Annotated in this window: 9 protein-coding genes; 4 read left to right on the forward strand and 5 right to left on the reverse strand. The window is 58.8% G+C overall.

Features of this window, described 5'->3' with window-relative positions; all coding sequences use genetic code 11:
* Positions 1–80 precede the first annotated feature (80 nt).
* Both GF108_RS03610 and dnaK read right to left on the reverse strand, forming a co-directional pair.
* Positions 81–3,884, reverse strand: a complete 3,804-nt coding sequence (locus tag GF108_RS03610) for a GH92 family glycosyl hydrolase (RefSeq protein WP_210386052.1) — start codon at positions 3,882–3,884, stop codon at positions 81–83.
* Positions 3,885–4,111: 227 nt separating this feature from the next.
* On the reverse strand, positions 4,112–6,034 hold the full coding sequence (gene dnaK, locus GF108_RS03615) for a molecular chaperone DnaK (protein WP_153666902.1): 1,923 nt from the start codon (positions 6,032–6,034) through the stop codon (positions 4,112–4,114).
* 313 nt (positions 6,035–6,347) lie between these two features.
* Here dnaK and GF108_RS03620 point away from each other — a divergent pair, with 313 nt between their 5' ends.
* Complete coding sequence (locus tag GF108_RS03620; protein ID WP_246663864.1) at positions 6,348–7,448, forward strand: zinc metalloprotease HtpX; 1,101 nt, start codon at positions 6,348–6,350, stop codon at positions 7,446–7,448.
* Between the two features lie 1,553 nt (positions 7,449–9,001).
* On the forward strand, positions 9,002–10,651 hold the full coding sequence (locus GF108_RS22335) for a hypothetical protein (protein WP_246663828.1): 1,650 nt from the start codon (positions 9,002–9,004) through the stop codon (positions 10,649–10,651).
* A gap of 74 nt (positions 10,652–10,725) precedes the next feature.
* Here the strand turns inward: GF108_RS22335 and GF108_RS03630 are convergent, their stop codons facing one another.
* Positions 10,726–11,712: a Gfo/Idh/MocA family protein gene (locus tag GF108_RS03630; protein WP_153666905.1), complete on the reverse strand. Its 987-nt coding sequence runs from the start codon at positions 11,710–11,712 to the stop codon at positions 10,726–10,728.
* 37 nt (positions 11,713–11,749) lie between these two features.
* Positions 11,750–12,640 (reverse strand): LysR family transcriptional regulator, encoded by an 891-nt coding sequence (locus GF108_RS03635; protein WP_153666906.1) that lies wholly within the window; start codon positions 12,638–12,640, stop codon positions 11,750–11,752.
* Between the two features lie 100 nt (positions 12,641–12,740).
* Here GF108_RS03635 and GF108_RS03640 point away from each other — a divergent pair, with 100 nt between their 5' ends.
* Positions 12,741–13,736, forward strand: coding sequence for an aldo/keto reductase (locus GF108_RS03640; protein ID WP_153666907.1), 996 nt, complete (start codon positions 12,741–12,743; stop codon positions 13,734–13,736).
* A gap of 199 nt (positions 13,737–13,935) precedes the next feature.
* Positions 13,936–14,748 (forward strand): aspartyl/asparaginyl beta-hydroxylase domain-containing protein, encoded by an 813-nt coding sequence (locus GF108_RS03645; RefSeq protein ID WP_027230881.1) that lies wholly within the window; start codon positions 13,936–13,938, stop codon positions 14,746–14,748.
* 132 nt (positions 14,749–14,880) lie between these two features.
* On the opposite strand, the gene pheT is transcribed toward GF108_RS03645, so the two are convergent.
* The gene (gene pheT / locus GF108_RS03650) at positions 14,881–17,289 is read right to left on the reverse strand and encodes a phenylalanine--tRNA ligase subunit beta (protein WP_153666909.1); all 2,409 of its coding nucleotides are present in this window, start codon (positions 17,287–17,289) and stop codon (positions 14,881–14,883) included.
* Between the last annotated feature and the right edge of the window lie 52 nt (positions 17,290–17,341).

Raw genomic sequence — 17,341 nt, forward strand, 5'->3', positions numbered from 1 at the left:
CAACCGAGTGGCGGGTCGCCTGGCCTTCAGGAACCCCCGAGCCCCTCTCCACCAGCTCCCGCGCCTGCACCGGACGAGGACTAGCCTCCTGAGGTTGAGGGCGGCGTGGAAGGCACGGGTGCTGGTACGGTGGTCGCCGCCGAAGCGTCAGTCGAGCCAAGTAACTCGAACTCTGTAACGGAGACGTCATTGGTCCCGATAAACTCCAACCGGTATCTGGCATAGGAAGCCGGCACCTTCAGCGCGAACGGACGGGTCTGCCGGCGCCACGCGAAGGTCTGGCCTTCGCGGGTGTCGAGCGTGACCCACGCTAAACCGTCATTCGATCCTTTCAGGGTCCACCCAGTCGGGTCCTTCGTCGCATCATTCGATGACGACAGGGTGTAGAGCGATACGGCATCGATCATTGTCGGCGCTTTTTTCTCCGCCTCGATCCAGCCTGCGCCTGTATTGGTCCACGTGCTATCAGAGGTCCGATCGAAAATGGCATCCTTTTTATCTGGGTTACTCGCCGTGACGTCGTAGTTGCCAAGCGGCAAAAGCGATTTCAGCGGGCTCGGAGCCTTGTTGTCTTGGGTAATCGATGTGGGAACTTCCTTGGCGCCGGTACCCCATTGCGAAGGGTTAGGCCCCATGACGAAGTCGAGCGTCGCCCCATCGGTAAGTTCCGAATGTAAGAGATAGCTGCGCGTAAGATCCTTTCCGTTGAGCTTCACGCTTTGGACATAACGATTGGAAGAGCTGACATTCGGTGCCTTGATCACGATCATCTTGCCGCTTTCCAGGGTCACAGTCATTTCCTTGAAATAGGGCGCGCCGATCGCGTATTCGGGGCGTCCCATGCTGACCGGATAGATGCCCATGGAACTCAACAAGTACCAGGACGATTGCTCACCATTGTCCTCGTCGCCGATATAGCCTTCACCTGTCGAATTGCCGTTGGCGTCGAAACCGGAGAAGTAGAGCTTGTCCATGACATCGCGCAGGTACTTTTGTCCGCTCGAAGGAGAACCTGCGAAATTATACATGTAGATGGAGTGATGGACCGTCTGGTTGGAATGCTGGTATTCGCCGACATTGGCAAGTTCATGGACCTTGGCAGCCTCCTTGACCTCATGTATCGCAAAGCCGTAACTGCCGCCGTCGTAGCTTGGAGCAGTTGTAAAGAACTTGTCAAGCTTGGCTTTCAGCTTGTCACGACCGCCATAGAGATTGGCCAGGCCCTGGCCATCTTGCGGCGCCAGGAAGGCGTAGGACCATGCATTGCCTTCCGTATAACCGTAACCCCAGCTCTGCGGCGTGCTTGGGCCCGAAGCCCAGTTTCCAGCTTGATCTTTGGTACGGAACCAGCCGTTCGCCCACGTTCCCGTCGACGTCCCATCGAACAGATTGGCGTAGCTGATCGCCCGATTGGCAAAATAGGCGTAGTCATCTTCTTTCTTGAGCACCTTTGCCATCTGGCCGATGCCGAAATCGTTCAAGTCGGCTTCCAGCGACCATGCAACGTGGCCGGGAGCCGGGTCGTTGATGTACACTTCCCTAGGCGTGTAGCCGTAGAAAATGGACTTATCCATGCCCTTGCGCCCCTTGGCGCTGTCAGGGCTGTACGTCGTCGCATTCCGCAACATCGACGCATACGCCGCGCCGACGTCGAAATTGCGTACGCCCTTCATATAGGCATCGGCGATGATGATATCCGAACTCGTGGCCACCATGCTGTCATTGTAGCCTGGTCCAGACCAGCGGGTGACCCAGCCCCCATCCTTGTAGCCATTGACGAAGCCGTCGATCATCTGTCCGGCCTGCGTCGGTATCAGCAGCGAATAGAGCGGCCAGTTTGTCCGATACGTGTCCCAGAAGCCGTTATTGACCCAGATCTTCCCATCCTTTTGCGTCGAGGGGCTGGTGTAAGGGCTCATATAAATGGGCTTGCCGGTCCCCTTTTCCTTTTCCCAAGCTGAGTTGGGGTAAAGGAAAGCACGATACATATTGGAATAGAGAATTGTCTTTTGATCGGTCGTGGCATCCTTGACCCGTATTTGGCCAAGTTTTTTCAACCATGCAGCCTCGGCGAGATCCTTGATCTGGTCAAAGGATTTGCCGCCGATTTCGTCTTCGAGATTAGCTTTGGCCTGATCCACGCTGATGAAAGACGTGGCAATTCTCATCCCGACCGACTTGCTGCCCGTCGCGTCGAACTGAACCCACGATGTGTCCCCATATACGGCCTTTGATTTCGTAACCGGTGCATCGAAGACCGCGTGGAAGTACATTTGCGGCGAGCCGTGGAACGTATAGCCCGATATCGCACCAGTGGCAGCATCATACGAAAACGCGCCGCCGGCGCTCAGTGTATCGAACAGAACCGTCACAACCTTTTTATCCGCCGGGACGGTAAAGCGGAAATACGCTGCATGGTCGGTCGGTGTGATCTCGGTCCTGGTGCCATTGTCAAAGGTCAGGCTGTAATAATGCGCTTGGGCGATTTCATTCTTGCGGTCGAATTTCTGCGCCGCGCCGCCGAGGCTGGTCACCGTTTCGTTGTCGAGCGGCATGATGCCCAGGGTTTGCCGGTTGCCTATCCACGGGCTCGGCTCGTGGACTACCGCAAACGCCCGAATGGTATCGATCAGACTGCCATTTTCCCCGGTCTTGAACTGATAAAACCAATTTGCATCGCTCTGATTGACGGGGCTCCACATATTGAACCCGAACGGCACTGCCGTAGCAGGGAAGGTGTTACCGCGCGTGAAGTCGCCGCTCGACTGGGCGCCGCGCATCGTGTTTACATATTCCGCGAGGTTCTGGCCGGTAAGATCGCCGATCTTCCTCTTGAGATCGACTATTCCCTTGTCGTAGCCTGCCACAAGGTCCTGGAGCGGCTTATAGTTGCTCTTGAGCGCCGAGAACAATGCACTGATACTGTCATCGATACCCGCCACTTCGTTAACGGTTGCGTTTGCGGGCAGTTCCCTGATCGATTTGAGGATACCATCACCTTGGGCTAGGCTGGCGGCAACGCTGCTTTTTTCGCCGGAAATGCTGTCGCCGAGCTTGGCAAGTTCTTCGATGTAGGCATCTACTGCGGCGACTTCTTCGGCCGACATCTCTTCTTTGTTGGCCCTTTCCGTGAGAGTCTTTACCGCTGCTATCCGGTCGGTCATCGTGCCGAGTGCCGCAATCGTCGGCGGTACCTTGCCGAGTTCAGCCTGCAGATCCGCAATATGCGGCTGCATAGTCTCAAGCTTTACAACCTTGACGATCTGAGACAGCGATGTGAGAGCGCCCTGCAACTCTTTGACGGTTGCGGTCGTGGTTGCCGCTCCAGTCTTCAAATCGTCGAGTTGCTGGGAGAGGGCCATGATTGTAGTCGCGGCGGTCGATTGCTCCGTCTTCACGTCGCCGATTTGCTTTGCAAGATCAGAGCGCGACGCACTGGTCGTATTGCCGGCTGTTTGCAGTTCGCTGATCTGGCGAACCAGCTCGGCCAGCGAATTCGCATTCTCCTCATTGGCATTCTTTTGATTGTTGATCTGATCGGCAAGCGCGGCCACCGCAGCGCCGGCGGTCTTATCCGCGTTTTGCAGGTTGCCTACCTCGGATGACAACCCGGCGATTTCTGTCGAAGCCTTGAGGTTGGCGTCCTTGACCGTATTGGCCTCGGCAGCAAGCGCGGACAATCCGACTGCCACTTCCGACGCGCCCTTGTTGGCGGCTTGAAGTTCGCCGACCTGTGCCGTCAGTGCAGCGTTGGTCTTGTTCAACGTGTCAACCTGCGAAGCGAATGTGCCCTGGTCGTTACCGGCAGTGGCCCTGTCGTTGCCGTCGTCGCAGCCAGCGAGCATCGTGCACCCGAGAAGGGCGGTGATAAATGTCTTCTTCAAAATGACTTTCCTCCAATGAATTCAATATTGAATCCTGCTGAAACAGCTTGGAGGGCAAGGGTCCGAAATAGGGACCTGGTTCGATTGCTCCTCCCAGTAGCAATTCAACCGATTGAATACGCCAGATACGCCTATTTTCCGCAGCTCTCAATTGAGCGAAAGTCTAACCCCGCTAACAAAAAGCCCGGCACGATGGCCGGGCTTTTCCGTGTGTTCTTTAGTAGGCGTCAGGCAGACTTCTTCTTGCCGTCCTCGTCGATTTCTTCGAAATCGGCGTCGACCACATCGTCGTCGGCCTTGGCCGTTGCCTCGGCGCCTGCGCCGCCTTCAGCTGCTTCCGCAGCCTGCGAGGCTTCGTACATTGCCTGGCCAAGCTTCATGGAAGCTTCGGCAAGGGTCTGCGTCTTTGCCTTGATGACGTCGGCGTCATCGCCTTCGATTACAGACTTCAGGTCGGCAAGCGCGGTCTCGATGGCGCCCTTGTCCTCAGCCGAAACCTTGTCGCCATAATCCTTGAGCGACTTTTCGGTCGAATGGACCAGAGCTTCCGCCTGGTTCTTCGCCTCGACAGCCTCGCGACGCTTCTTGTCGCTCTCGGCATTGGCTTCGGCGTCCTTCACCATCTTCTCGATGTCGGCATCGGAGAGACCACCGGATGCCTGGATGCGGATCTGGTGTTCCTTGCCGGTGCCCTTGTCCTTGGCCGAAACGTTGACGATGCCGTTGGCGTCGATGTCGAACGTGACCTCGATCTGCGGGACGCCGCGCGGCGCTGGCGGTATGCCGACGAGATCGAACTGGCCAAGCGCCTTGTTGTCGGCAGCCATTTCGCGCTCACCCTGGAAGACGCGGATCGTCACGGCGGACTGATTGTCCTCGGCCGTGGAGAAAGTCTGCGACTTCTTCGTCGGGATCGTCGTGTTGCGCTCGATCAGGCGGGTGAAGACACCGCCCAGCGTTTCGATGCCGAGCGAAAGCGGCGTGACGTCGAGCAGGAGCACGTCCTTGACATCGCCCTGGAGAACACCGGCCTGAATTGCGGCGCCCATTGCAACCACTTCGTCCGGATTGACGCCCTTATGGGGTTCCTTGCCGAAGAAGGCTTTGACGATTTCCTGGATCTTCGGCATGCGGGTCATGCCGCCGACGAGAACCACTTCATCGATCTCGCCAGCCTTGAGGCCGGCATCCTTGAGCGCCGACTTGCAGGGCTCGACCGTGCGCTGGACCAGATCGTCGACAAGGCTTTCGAACTTGGCGCGCGACAGCTTCATCGTCAGATGCTTCGGACCCGTCGCATCGGCGGTGATGAACGGCAGGTTGATTTCCGTCTGCTGTGCCGAGGAAAGTTCAATCTTTGCCTTTTCGGCAGCTTCCTTGAGGCGCTGCAGCGCGAGTTTGTCGTTCTTCAGGTCGATGCCCTGTTCCTTCTTGAACTCGGCTGCGAAATATTCGACCAGACGCATGTCGAAGTCTTCACCGCCGAGGAACGTATCGCCATTGGTCGACTTCACTTCGAAGACGCCGTCGCCGATCTCGAGAATCGACACGTCGAACGTGCCGCCGCCAAGATCGTATACGGCAATCGTCTTGCCTTCCTTCTTGTCAAGCCCGTAGGCGAGAGCCGCCGCGGTCGGCTCGTTGATGATGCGCAGAACTTCGAGACCCGCGATCTTGCCGGCATCCTTCGTCGCCTGGCGCTGGGCATCGTTGAAGTAGGCCGGAACCGTGATGACGGCTTTCTCGACCTTTTCGCCGAGATAGGCTTCGGCGGTTTCCTTCATCTTCTGCAGGACCATCGCGGAAATCTGCGACGGCGAATATTTCTTGCCGTGGACTTCAACCCAGGCATCGCCATTGTCGCCCTTCACAATGTGATAGGGGACGAGCTTCTTGTCCTTCTCGACGGTCGGATCGTCGAAGCGGCGGCCGATGAGGCGCTTGACCGCAAAGACGGTGCCTTCCGGATTGGTGACAGCCTGGCGCTTGGCCGGCTGGCCAACGAGACGCTCGTCGCTATCCGTAAATGCAACGATGGATGGCGTCGTGCGCGCGCCTTCCGCATTTTCAATGACCTTCGCGTTCTTGCCATCCATGACGGCGACGCAGGAATTGGTCGTTCCCAAATCAATACCGATAACTTTTGCCATTACTTCATCTCCATTCAGCAGGCTGCTGGGACCTCTGCCGAGCATTCCATTCAGCAGCCCCTAGGGGGTTTCAACAATAGGGGACCGCCGAGGCGAGCGGTACTTACATTGTTGGGGGCTATATAAGAAGGGTAAATTTGCCATGCAAGTTCTAAGCTACAGCATTTGTCGGGGGAAATGTTGCAAAAGAGTCGTAAATACCGGGTCTGGGCGCTCTATTGCCCAAATACGGCGATGACCCCATATTTCGAGGATGACCGAAAGCGCGCTCCACCCCCCTATTCCTGAGCATCGCCGCAGCCAATTGATCAATATGCTTCACACCTGGCTGCTGCTCGCAGGCAGCCTTGCACTCTTGATCGCCTGTGCCTGGACGCTGGCAGGGCCGGCAGGCATTGCCTATGCCCTCGTCTTCGGCGGCATCAGTCTTTATGCGATCAGGCGCATCAGCCCGCAAATGGTGCTTGCCATGTACAAGGCGCGCCCCGTCACCCAATCGGAATTTCCGCAAGGATTGGCAATCGTAGCGGAACTCGCCCGGCGGGCCGAACTTGCAGCCGTGCCGAAGCTCCACGTCATCCCCTCGAGGATGATGAACGCCTTTGCCGTTGGCTCCAAAGAAATGGCGGTCGTCGCTGTTACCGATCAGTTGGTCAGGACCCTGACCGCGCGCGAACTTACCGGCGTTCTCGCCCACGAAATAAGCCATATCCGTAATGAAGATTTGCGGGTTATGGCGCTTGCCGACACGGTCTCCCGCTTCACGTCGCTGATGTCGACGATCGGCATTGTCTCGCTGCTTTTCAATATTACCTGGCTCGCCAGCGGATCGACGCCGCAAATACCTTGGCTTGGGGTTCTGGTGCTGCTGGTGGCTCCGACGGTCGGCGGCCTCCTGCAAATGGCGCTTTCGCGCACGCGCGAATTCAATGCCGATCTCGGTGCCGCAATGCTCACCGGCGATCCTGAAGGCCTCGCGCATGCGCTGACGAAGCTCGAAAAGGCGCAAGGCAAGGTTTGGGAAAGCCTGATCCTGCCCGGCGGGCGCATACCCGATCCCTCGGTCCTGCGCACGCACCCGCTGACCGAGGCCCGCGTCGCACGGCTGCTGGCCTTGAAGGATGCGTGCGCCGTTGTGGCGCGCGGCGAAAAGATGCCGGACGACATTCTTGTCAAACTGGCGCTTGAGCCGCAGGAGCATATTCGCACCCGCCCGCGATCAGTCCCGCAGATTGGCCAGCAATATGGCCGCTGGAACTCCAACAACCTTGAGATCCTGTCACTCATCAATACGCAGGCGACGCATCCGGTCGTCGCCGACAAGGATGCCGACTGCGAGGCATGCGCTGCAAGCCTTTATACGCCGGACGGCGATCCGCGAGTCCATGTGACCCGCGGCGGGGTTTATTGGTAGGTTAACGTACCTTCTCCCAAAATAAACCTCTGCTTTTGCTGAAAAAACACCCAGACCGCGACTTTGGTTGAATTGTCACCACCGATTTCATTTGCTGAATTCGCCTTTTCACAGGGGAAATTTCAATGAACTTAAAAATACTTTACCTTTTTCCACTTTTAGGCCTCGCTGCCTGCGACAACTCCGATAACCCGGCCCCGGCAGGTGCAGCGCTTCCCGTCGAAGTATCCTCGGCGGGAACCTTTGAAGCATCGCCTCCGGCAGCGCCGCCAGAAACTGCTCAAGCGGGTGCGCCGGCAACCACGATCGTGGTTACGCCGGAGGTAACCAAAGCAGGGGCGCCGGAACCAACTGTAGCGGTGGTGCCGGAACCAACTGGAAGGGGTGTTCCGCAAGCCACTACAACGCGATCGCCGGAAACAACTGTTGCGGTGATCCCGGAGGCAACCAAAGTGGTGGCGCCGGAAACAGCTGTAGTTGCGGTCCCGGAAGCAACCAAAGCATCGCCGGAAACAACTGTTGCGGTGGTCCCCGAAACAACTGTAGCGGTGGCGCCGGAAACAACTGGAAGGGGCGTTCCGCAAGCCACTACAACGCGAGCGCCGGAAACAACCAAAGCGGTGGTGCCGGAACCAACCAAAGCGATTGCGCCGGAAACGACTAAACCAGTGGCGCCGGAAACAACTGTAGCGGTGGCGCCGGAACCAACTGGAAGGGGTGTTCCGCAAGCCCCTTCAACGCGAGCGCCGGAAACAACTAAAGTGGCGGCGCTGGAACCAACCAAAGCGATTGCGCCGGAAACGACTAAAGCAGTGGCCCCGGAAACAACTGGAAGAGGAGCGCCGGACGCAACCGGAAGGGGGGCGCCGGAAGCCACGAGAGCGGGTGTCCCGTCAGCCTCGAGAGCGGGTGCGCCTGAAATAGCTAAAGCGGTGGCCCCGGAAGCAACCAAGGTGGTGACCCCGGAAGCAACTGGAAGGGGAGCGCCGGACGCAACCGGAAGGGGGGCGCCGGAAGCCACGCGAGCGGGTGTGCCGTCAGCCACGAGAGCCGGGGCGCCTGAAATAGCTAAAGCGGTGGCCCCGGAAGCAACCAAGGTGGTGACCCCGGAAGCAACTGGACGGGGGGCGCCGGAAGCCACCGGAAGGAGCGCACTGGAAGCCGCTGGAAGGGGTGCGCCGGAAGCCACGAGAGCAGGCGTGCCGTCAGCGCCTCGAGCCGGGGCGCCGGAAGTAGCTGAAGCTGTGGCGCCGGAAACATCTTTCGCGGTGGTCCCGGAAGCCACTGGAAGGAGCGCACTGGAAGCCGCTGGAAGGGGCACGCCGGAAGCCGCTGGAAGGGGTGCGTCGGAAGCCACGCGAGCCGGTGTGCCGTCAGCCCCTAGAGCGGGGGCGCCTGAAGTATCTAAAGCGGTGGTCCCGGAAACAACTGTAGCGGTGGCCCCGGAATCCACTGGAAGGGGGGCGACGGAATCAACTGGAAGAGGGGCACTGACACCCCCGGCCGCGACGGTCGACCCAAGTGCTGCCGCTCGCCTGAAGGCTGCAGAATTGATGGCGGCAGGCAAGCCCTACGAGGCCGTGGACGCTCTCAAGCAAGTGGGTCTCGACGAAGAAGCCTACGCGCTGGTTGCGCCGGTGGATTATACATTCAACCAAAAGGATCATCCTGCAAGTGACGCAATGCCGGCCGACGAAACGCCGTCATCGAAGCGTCATTCAATGACGATCAATGGCAAGAAGGTCTGGTTTACCGCCAAAGCCGGTCACTATAACGCCTATGCACCGAAGAACCCCAAAAACCCCGACAAACAAGACGCGAAGGCGGCGATTTTCTATGTGGCCTATACGCGGGATGACCTGCCTCGTGAAAACCGTCGCGTCACTTTCTTCTTCAATGGTGGACCAGGATATCCCGCGCTGTTTTTGCATGCTGCTTCGTGGGCACCGCAACGCATCAAAATGGACGCGCCCAATTATCCGAAACTTTATAAGGACCTGAAATTTCCGCTTATCGAAGCTTCGGATACGCTGCTCGACCAGACCGATCTTGTCTTCGTTGATCCCGTCGGCACGGGTTTTTCCAAGGCGATCGCTCCGCACAAGAATGAAGAATTCTACGCCCCTACCCCCGACGCCGCAATCGTTCGCGACTTTGTAGCGCGCTATGTCAGCAAGAACGGCAGGCAGAGTTCGCCCAAATATCTGTACGGTGAATCATGGGGCGGATCGCGCGTTGCCTATGCCGGCTCCCTCATAGAAGACGCCGGCACCAGCCTTTACGAGCCCGATCCTTCCGGCAAACCGACGAAACTGCTCACCGGTATCGTCTTTCATTCGCCGTCGCTGTCCGGCGACGCCTGCAAATTTCTTGATCTTTCCTTGTGCTTTTTGACCTTGCCCACCAAAGCCATGACGGTCGATTATCTACTGGGTCCGGCGAAGAGTTGGCGCGGCACACGCACCCTGGATGAATACGCCGACTATCTGCGCGTATTCTTCGCGGAACGCTTCGCCCCGACATTAGTGAAGTACAAGGAAAAGAAACAAGTACCTGGAACCGGAGGAAGAGACGGCAAGCCGCTGGCATATGAGCCTAAAACTCCCGAGGTACTTGCCTTGGCGGAGACAACACTGGCCGAACTGCGGAACATTTTCGGCGACCAATCGCTAACGGCCGATGAAGCGTTCTTGCACGAGGGCGATATACCCATCAGAGTCCCAGGACTTGGCCCAAGCGGTTACGACATGCGAGTGAAGGCGGACGATTACGACGTAGATCTCATTGAAGTAAAGATCTTTGGGGACTACCTCGATTCAATGCTGCCTGCATATGTCAATTACTTCCCCGAAAGTAAATATGTCACGAATATTTGCGAGAAGTGTGAGACCGATTGGGAAAGTGCCAGTTTATTCGATGAAAGCGGTCACTCGAGGGGCGCAGTTGTTGAGATAGCGCAGGCACTAGCGCACGACCCCAAATTGAAGATGCTGGTCATTCATGGTTACTTCGACAGGGTAACCCCATTCCTGACAAGCGAGGAGCTATTGAAACAGGCGAAGCTCGACAAATACGTACCAGTGAAAACATTCGAGGGCGGGCACATGATGTACTACACGGAGGCGGCGCGGGGCCCAATGAAGCAAGCGCTGGACGAGTTCTACATGGCGCAACCAACAACGACCGTTGCCGCGAAAAAATAGAACCGAGCCCAAGCGGCAAGCAAGATGAAAACCGGCGGCGAGACCGCCGGTTTTTTATTAAGCGTTTCCAAGTCTCAAATCGTTTCCCAGGCCCCACTTCTATCGGCGCGGTAGATCGCATCGATGAGCTTCTGGTTGCGCACCGAATCCTCCAGCGTGAAGATTTGGACCTTCTCGCCCTGGGCGGCGCGGGCGAAAGCCTCCACCTCCAGACGGTAGTGGTTCACATCGCTGAAGTTGAACTCGATCGCGCTGCTATGGCTGGCATTGTGCAGCGTGATCTTGGCATGATCGTATTTGCCGGTGTTGAACGGCGCCAGGACCTCGATGAACCCCTTGTCGCCGTGGAACACGATGGACTGGCGGGCGGCGAGCTGCGTGGCGACGTAGAAAGTGAGTTCGAACCCGTCAAAATCGGCCCGCACGCTGGCATAGCGATCGGTGCCGAATTCGGGATCGCGCTCGACGCTCGCAGCGACGCGCAACGGCTCCTTGCCGGTAACGAAGCGGGTCGCGACCGTCGGATAGACGCCGATATCCGGCAGGGCGCCGCCGCCAAGCGACACCTGATTGCGCATATTGCCGGCGTCCTTGTTGAAATAGGTGAAGGCCGCCTGGACCTGGCGCAGCGTACCGATGGCGCCGTCGGCGACGAGCTCCCGCACCTTCAGCCATTGCGGATGATAGGTGACCATGAAGGCCTCAGAAATCACAACGCCATTCTTGTCGCGCGCGGCCAGCAGCGCATCGATTTCACCGGCATTGAGCGAAATAGGCTTCTCGCACAGGACGTGCTTGCCGGCCTCGGCGGCTTTCAGCGACCATTCGACGTGCTGGGATGTCGGCAGCGGGATGTAAACGCCGTCGATTTCGCTTGACGCGAGCATATCCTCATAGGAGCCGAATGCATGCGGCGCGCCGAAACGATCGGCAACCGCGCGCGCCCTGGCAAGATCGCGGCTGGCAATCCCAGCGAGAACGCCGTTTTCCGCGTCGCAGATTGCCGGAATGACGGCTGTCACTCCGATTTTGGCAGTTGATAAAACACCCCAGCGGAACATGACGGCTTCTCCTGTTTCGGCGAATGGAAGCACTGCTCTAGGTCGTAAAGCGGAAGAAATCAATGAAGGCGCGCAGCGCCGGGCGCATTTGCCGGCGGCTCGGATAGTAAAGGTAGACGCCCGGAAATGGCGCGCACCAATCTTCAAGGACGCAGCGAAGCCGACCATCGGCAATCGCATCCTGCGCCATATGCTGGAGGAGAAAAGCGAGCCCGGCACCGCCAAGAGCGGCGGCGATAACCAGACCGTCATCGCCAAGGATCAACGGGCCATTCACATCGATGACGATCTCCTCTCCATCCTTTTCAAACTCCCAGCGATAGACCTGGCCGCTTGCAAAGCGACGGCGGATACAGCGATACGCGGCAAGATCGCGCGGATGCAACGGCAGCGGGTGCTGATCGAGGTAGGCAGGCGCGCCGACGATATTGGCATGGATCGGACCGCTCAGCGGTACGGCGATCATGTCGGGCTCGAGGCTTTCGCCAAGGCGCATGCCGGCATCAAGTCCGGCGGCGACGATATCATTGAACGGTTCCTCGACCCTGAGTTCCAGCGTGACCCCGGGATAGGCCGCGCTGAAGGCGGCGAGCCGCGGCGCAAGCAGCCAGTGAGCGGCGAAAGGCGGAACGCTAAGGCGCAGATTGCCGGCAACGCGATTATTCGCTTCCTTGACCGCATCGAACGCAAGGTCGATCTCGCCGAGCGCCGGGCGCAGCCGCTTCAAGAGCAGCGCGCCTTCCTCGGTAACGGTAACGCTGCGCGTGGTGCGAGCGAGCAGCCTGACGCCCAAGGCCTGTTCGAGACTGGAAATGGCATGGCTCACTGCGGATGGCGCTATGCCCAGTTCCTTGGCTGCACCGCGAAAACCGCCGCAGGCGGCGACGCTGGCGAAAACGGCAAGTTGCGGCAGGCGGGAACGTTCCATTGATCTACCATATCGAACAAGCTGTGCCACCCACAAGGAATTATCGAACACTCCGATAGGCCTTATCTTCGGCTCACCACACGAGACAAGGAGATCAGTGATGGAAAAACGCAAACTTGGAACGGAACTCAACGTCTCGGCCGTCGGTCTCGGCTGCATGGGCATGAGCTTCGCCTATGGCGGGCAGGAGGAAGCAGATGCAATCCGAACGCTGCAGCACGCAGTCGATATCGGCGTTACCTTCTTCGACACGGCCGAGGTCTACGGCCCGTTCGAGAATGAGATTCTGGTCGGCAAGGCGCTGAAAGACCGCAGGGACAAGGTGGTGATCGCCACGAAATTCGGCTTCAAGATTTCCGATGAGGGCGTGGGCGCAGCACGTATGGCCGGCGTCGACAGCCGTCCGGAGCACGTGAAAGCAGTCGCGGAGGCCTCGCTCGGACGCCTTGGCATTGAACAGATCGATCTCTTCTACCAGCACCGCGTCGATCCGAACGTCCCGATCGAAGACACGGTGGGCGCGATGGCCGACCTCGTAAAGAACGGCAAGGTCAAGGCGCTTGGCCTTTCCGAAGCGAGCGCCGCCACGATCCGCCGTGCGCACAAGGTGCACCCCATCGCCGCTGTACAAAGCGAATATTCCCTGTGGAGCCGCGATCCCGAGGACGAGGTTCTTGCAGTCTGCAAGGAGTTGGGCATCGGCTTCGTTCCCTATAGCCCGCTCGGGCGCGGCCTTCTGACCGGCACGATCAGCAAGCCCGACGAACTCGGAACGGATGACTGGCGGAGGACACTGCCGCGCTTCCAGGCTGAAAACATGGATGCCAATGCGGTGCTGATCGCCACGCTGAAGGGCCTTGCTGCCGACAAGGGTATCACTCCGGCGCAACTCGCGCTCGCTTGGGTGCTGCATCAGGGCGATTTCATCGTACCGATACCGGGAGCGCGCAAGATCAAGCACCTCGAGGAGAATGCCGCTGCGGCTGATATTGAATTGTCCGGGACGGACCTTGCGAAGATCGGTGATGCGCTCTCTCCCAACCGCGTTGCCGGCAAGCGCTATACAGAGGCGGCTCTCGCCCTCGTCAACGGCTGATTGCAACCGCAGGGCGTTTCCGAAAGGGCGCCCTGCCATTCCTTCCAGAGGCTTGACAGACTGCCGACCCCCGGTGCCTATACCTGACCGCCGTTCGCCACTTTTAAAAATGCGTCGGCGGTTGTATATCGCGCAGGATCGATTTGTCTCAACAAGCCGCGCCGTTGGCCAATCTGTAATGGCGCTCAACTGGAACATCATGGAAAAAGCAACGAAAAAGTCGCTTAGGCGCTGGGGTATCGGATTGGTTGTACTGGCAATTATCGCCTGGTTCGTACCATATCTGGTGATCTTCTATCTGATCTGCGGCATCTATGATTTGTCGCGCAACAAGAATCTCAACTTGCAGGTGATCGAACAGTATTTCTTCGGCAACGGCATTTTCACCTGGGTTCTTTCGCCGCTGAATATCATTCTCGACCTTCTCTCGCTCCCTTATATCAACAAGGGCGTTTACCGCCTGCAGGACCTGCCTTCCGATTATCAGGCCGAGGTCAAGCGCCTGATTACGGCGACTCAGAAGGAGAATATCGTCGGCCAGTTGCAGCAGCGCGCCGAGCAGCAATCGCGCAGCATGTTCTTCTTCAAATGGTACGGCAAGGATCAGCCGAGCTTCGCCAACGTGCCTTCGTTCTACGAGAAGTACAACTTCGTGAAGACGATCGGGGTTTCGGTCTTCAACAAGAAGAATTCGACGTCGAAGCACTTCGGGCCGATGCGCGCAACGATCCGCGTCCTCTACAATATCAACGACATGAATGACCGCTCGGCCTATATCTGGTGCGGCGATACCACCAGTTACTGGAAGGACGACAAGCTCTTCATCTTCGATGATACACTGATGCACCAGTCCGTGAATCAGACCGACCAGACCCGCTATTGCCTCTTCGTCGATATCCTGCGCCCGTCCTACGTACCGGGATTCTTCGCCGCCGTCGTCGCCTTCATGGGGGTCGTGCTTAAGGGCAGCAATTCGGTATTCTACAAGAACTGGAAGGTCATTCAGAAGTGAGGCAACGTTCGCCTGTGCTTCTTCTTCGCCTTATAGACTCTGCCATTATCCTCGGGCTCTTGTCCCGAGGACTAGGCGGATCGCCAATGACCCGCGATAGCAGTGGGAACGACGTGGTCCGGGGGAAGGGGGTTATCCCCGCAATACGCCGCCGGTCTGCTTGGCGACATTCTCGACAATCCGCTTCGAAAGCGCCTCCAGATCCTCGTCGTTCAGCGTGCGCTCCTGCGGCTGGATCGCCACCTCGATCGCCACGGACTTCTTGTCTGCGCCCAGCGATGCGCCTTCGAACACGTCGAAGACCTGAACGCCGGTCACAAGCTTCTTGTCGCCGTTGAGAGCAGCCTTGACGATCGCGCCAGCTTCAACGCCCTTGTCGACGATGAACGCAAAGTCGCGGCGAAGCGCCTGGAAATCCGACAGGTTGAGCGCAGGCTTGGTACGCGTCGCCTTCTGCTTCGGCTCCGGGATAGCGTCGATGAAAACCTCGAAGCCACAGAGCGTGCCGCCGACATCGAGCGTTTCCAGAGTCTTCGGATGGAACTCGCCGAAGGTGCCGAGCACTACTTTGGGACCAAGCTTGATCACCCCCGAACGTCCGGGATGATACCAGCCGGGAGCACCGGATTCGACCTGCAGCTTGTCCACGGGCGCGCCGCAAGCCTCGAGCACGGCGAGCGCATCGGCCTTGGCGTCGAAAACGCCAACGGGCGCAGCATTGCCGGACCAATGGCGGCCTGATCCGTCGAGACGGGCGGTGCCACGGCGAACGCCAGCGGCAACGCGCCGCTGCGCTTCGGGTGTGTCGCCCTCATAGGTTCCGGAAACCTCGAACAGGGCAAGATCGCTAAAGCCGCGATCGGCATTGCGTTGGGCGGCAGCAAGCAGGCCGGGCAGCAGGGAGGGGCGCATGTCCGACATATCGGAAGCGATCGGATTGGCGAGCTTCAACTCGGGCTGGCCGCCACCAAATGCCTTGGCGGCCGTTTCGGAAATGAACGACCAGGTGACAGCTTCCATCATGCCCCGCGTTGCCAGCGCCCGGCGGGCGTGGCGGGTGCGGATCTGCAGGGTCGTCAAGATCTTGCCGTTGACCGTCGCATGGCTCGGCAGCGCTTGCGGCTCGATGAGGTCGACGCCGTGAATACGCATGACCTCCTCGACGAGATCGGCCTTACCGTCGATATCGGGACGCCAGGAGGGCACGATCACGTCCACAGCCTCGCCCGTGCCTTGTGGCACGAAACCCAGGCGCGAAAGGATGTCGAGACTGGTTGCGGCAGGCACCTCGATACCGGTCAGACGCTTGACGTCCGATAGCGGGAAGCGGACCACCTTCGGCGTGTGGCCTTCATAACCGACGACCTTCGCCTTCGACGGCGTTCCGCCGCAGAAATCGAGCACAAGCTGCGTTGCCAGTTCCAACCCAGGGATCATGAACTCCGGATCGACACCGCGCTCGAAGCGGTAACGCGCATCGGTGATGATGCCGAGATTACGGCCGGTACGAGCGATGTTCATCGCATCCCACAGGGCCGATTCAATCACCACATTGGTGGTGTTCTCATCGCAGCCGGAATGTTCGCCCCCCATGATACCGCCGATCGACTCGACCCCATCGGCATCGGCGATGACGACGTTGTCCGGGCCGAGCTTATACTCCTTGCCATTGAGGCCGAGGATTTCCTCGCCTGCCTTGGCATGGCGAACCGTAAGATCGCCCTTCACCTTGTCGGCGTCGAACACGTGCAAGGGCCGGCCGCGGTCGAAGGTCAGGTAGTTGGTAATATCGACAAGCGTATTGATCGGCCGCAGGCCAATGGCAATCAGCCGCTGCTGCAGCCATTGCGGGCTATGGCCGTTCTTGACGCCCTTGACCGTGCGCCAGGCGAAACCCGGGCAAAGGTGGCGATCAACGTCGAGCGCGACGCCGACCTGAGGCTCGCCCGTTCCCTTCACCGGCGCTATCGCCTGTTGCCTGAGCTTGCCGATCCCGGCGGCAGCCAGGTCGCGGGCGATGCCATAGACACTGGTGCAATCCGGACGGTTCGGCGTCAGATTGATCTCGATGACCGGATCGTCAAGCCCGGCATAGGCGGCAAAGCTGGTGCCCACGGGCGCATCTTCCGGCAGGTCGATAATGCCATTGTGCTCGTCAGACATCTGCAATTCGCGTTCCGAACACATCATGCCATGGCTCTCGACACCGCGAATCTTGCCGACCGACAGCGTAATATCAATGCCCGGGACATAGGTGCCGGGCGACGCAAACGCGCCGATCAATCCGGCTCGCGCATTGGGTGCGCCGCAGACAACCTGCAGCGGTTTGCCGTCGCCCGTGTCGACGGTCAGAACCTGCAATTTGTCGGCGTCGGGATGGCGGGCCGCAGTCAGCACCTTGGCAATGACGAAGGGCTTCAAAGCCGCCTTGTCGTCCAGCGACTCCACTTCGAGCCCGATCATCGTCAGGGTCTCGACGATCTTGTCGAGCGACGCATCGGTTTCAAGGTGGTCTTTTAGCCAGGAGAGTGTGAATTTCATGATTTCACTCGTTTTCAGATTTTAGCGTTGGAGCGTTTCGACAAGGCGAAGC

Source organism: Phyllobacterium sp. SYP-B3895 (assembly GCF_009647635.1).
GTDB lineage: Bacteria > Pseudomonadota > Alphaproteobacteria > Rhizobiales > Rhizobiaceae > Phyllobacterium > Phyllobacterium pellucidum.

Bases quoted from the DNA above. Each gene is read 5' to 3' on its own strand.
- dnaK (WP_153666902.1), bottom strand. From the start codon at position 6,034: ATGGCAAAAGTTATCGGTATTGATTTGGGAACGACCAATTCCTGCGTC.
- GF108_RS03620 (WP_246663864.1), top strand. From the start codon at position 6,348: ATGCTTCACACCTGGCTGCTGCTCGCAGGCAGCCTTGCACTCTTGATC.
- GF108_RS22335 (WP_246663828.1), top strand. From the start codon at position 9,002: ATGGCGGCAGGCAAGCCCTACGAGGCCGTGGACGCTCTCAAGCAAGTG.
- GF108_RS03630 (WP_153666905.1), bottom strand. From the start codon at position 11,712: ATGTTCCGCTGGGGTGTTTTATCAACTGCCAAAATCGGAGTGACAGCC.
- GF108_RS03635 (WP_153666906.1), bottom strand. From the start codon at position 12,640: ATGGAACGTTCCCGCCTGCCGCAACTTGCCGTTTTCGCCAGCGTCGCC.
- GF108_RS03640 (WP_153666907.1), top strand. From the start codon at position 12,741: ATGGAAAAACGCAAACTTGGAACGGAACTCAACGTCTCGGCCGTCGGT.
- GF108_RS03645 (WP_027230881.1), top strand. From the start codon at position 13,936: ATGGAAAAAGCAACGAAAAAGTCGCTTAGGCGCTGGGGTATCGGATTG.
- pheT (WP_153666909.1), bottom strand. From the start codon at position 17,289: ATGAAATTCACACTCTCCTGGCTAAAAGACCACCTTGAAACCGATGCG.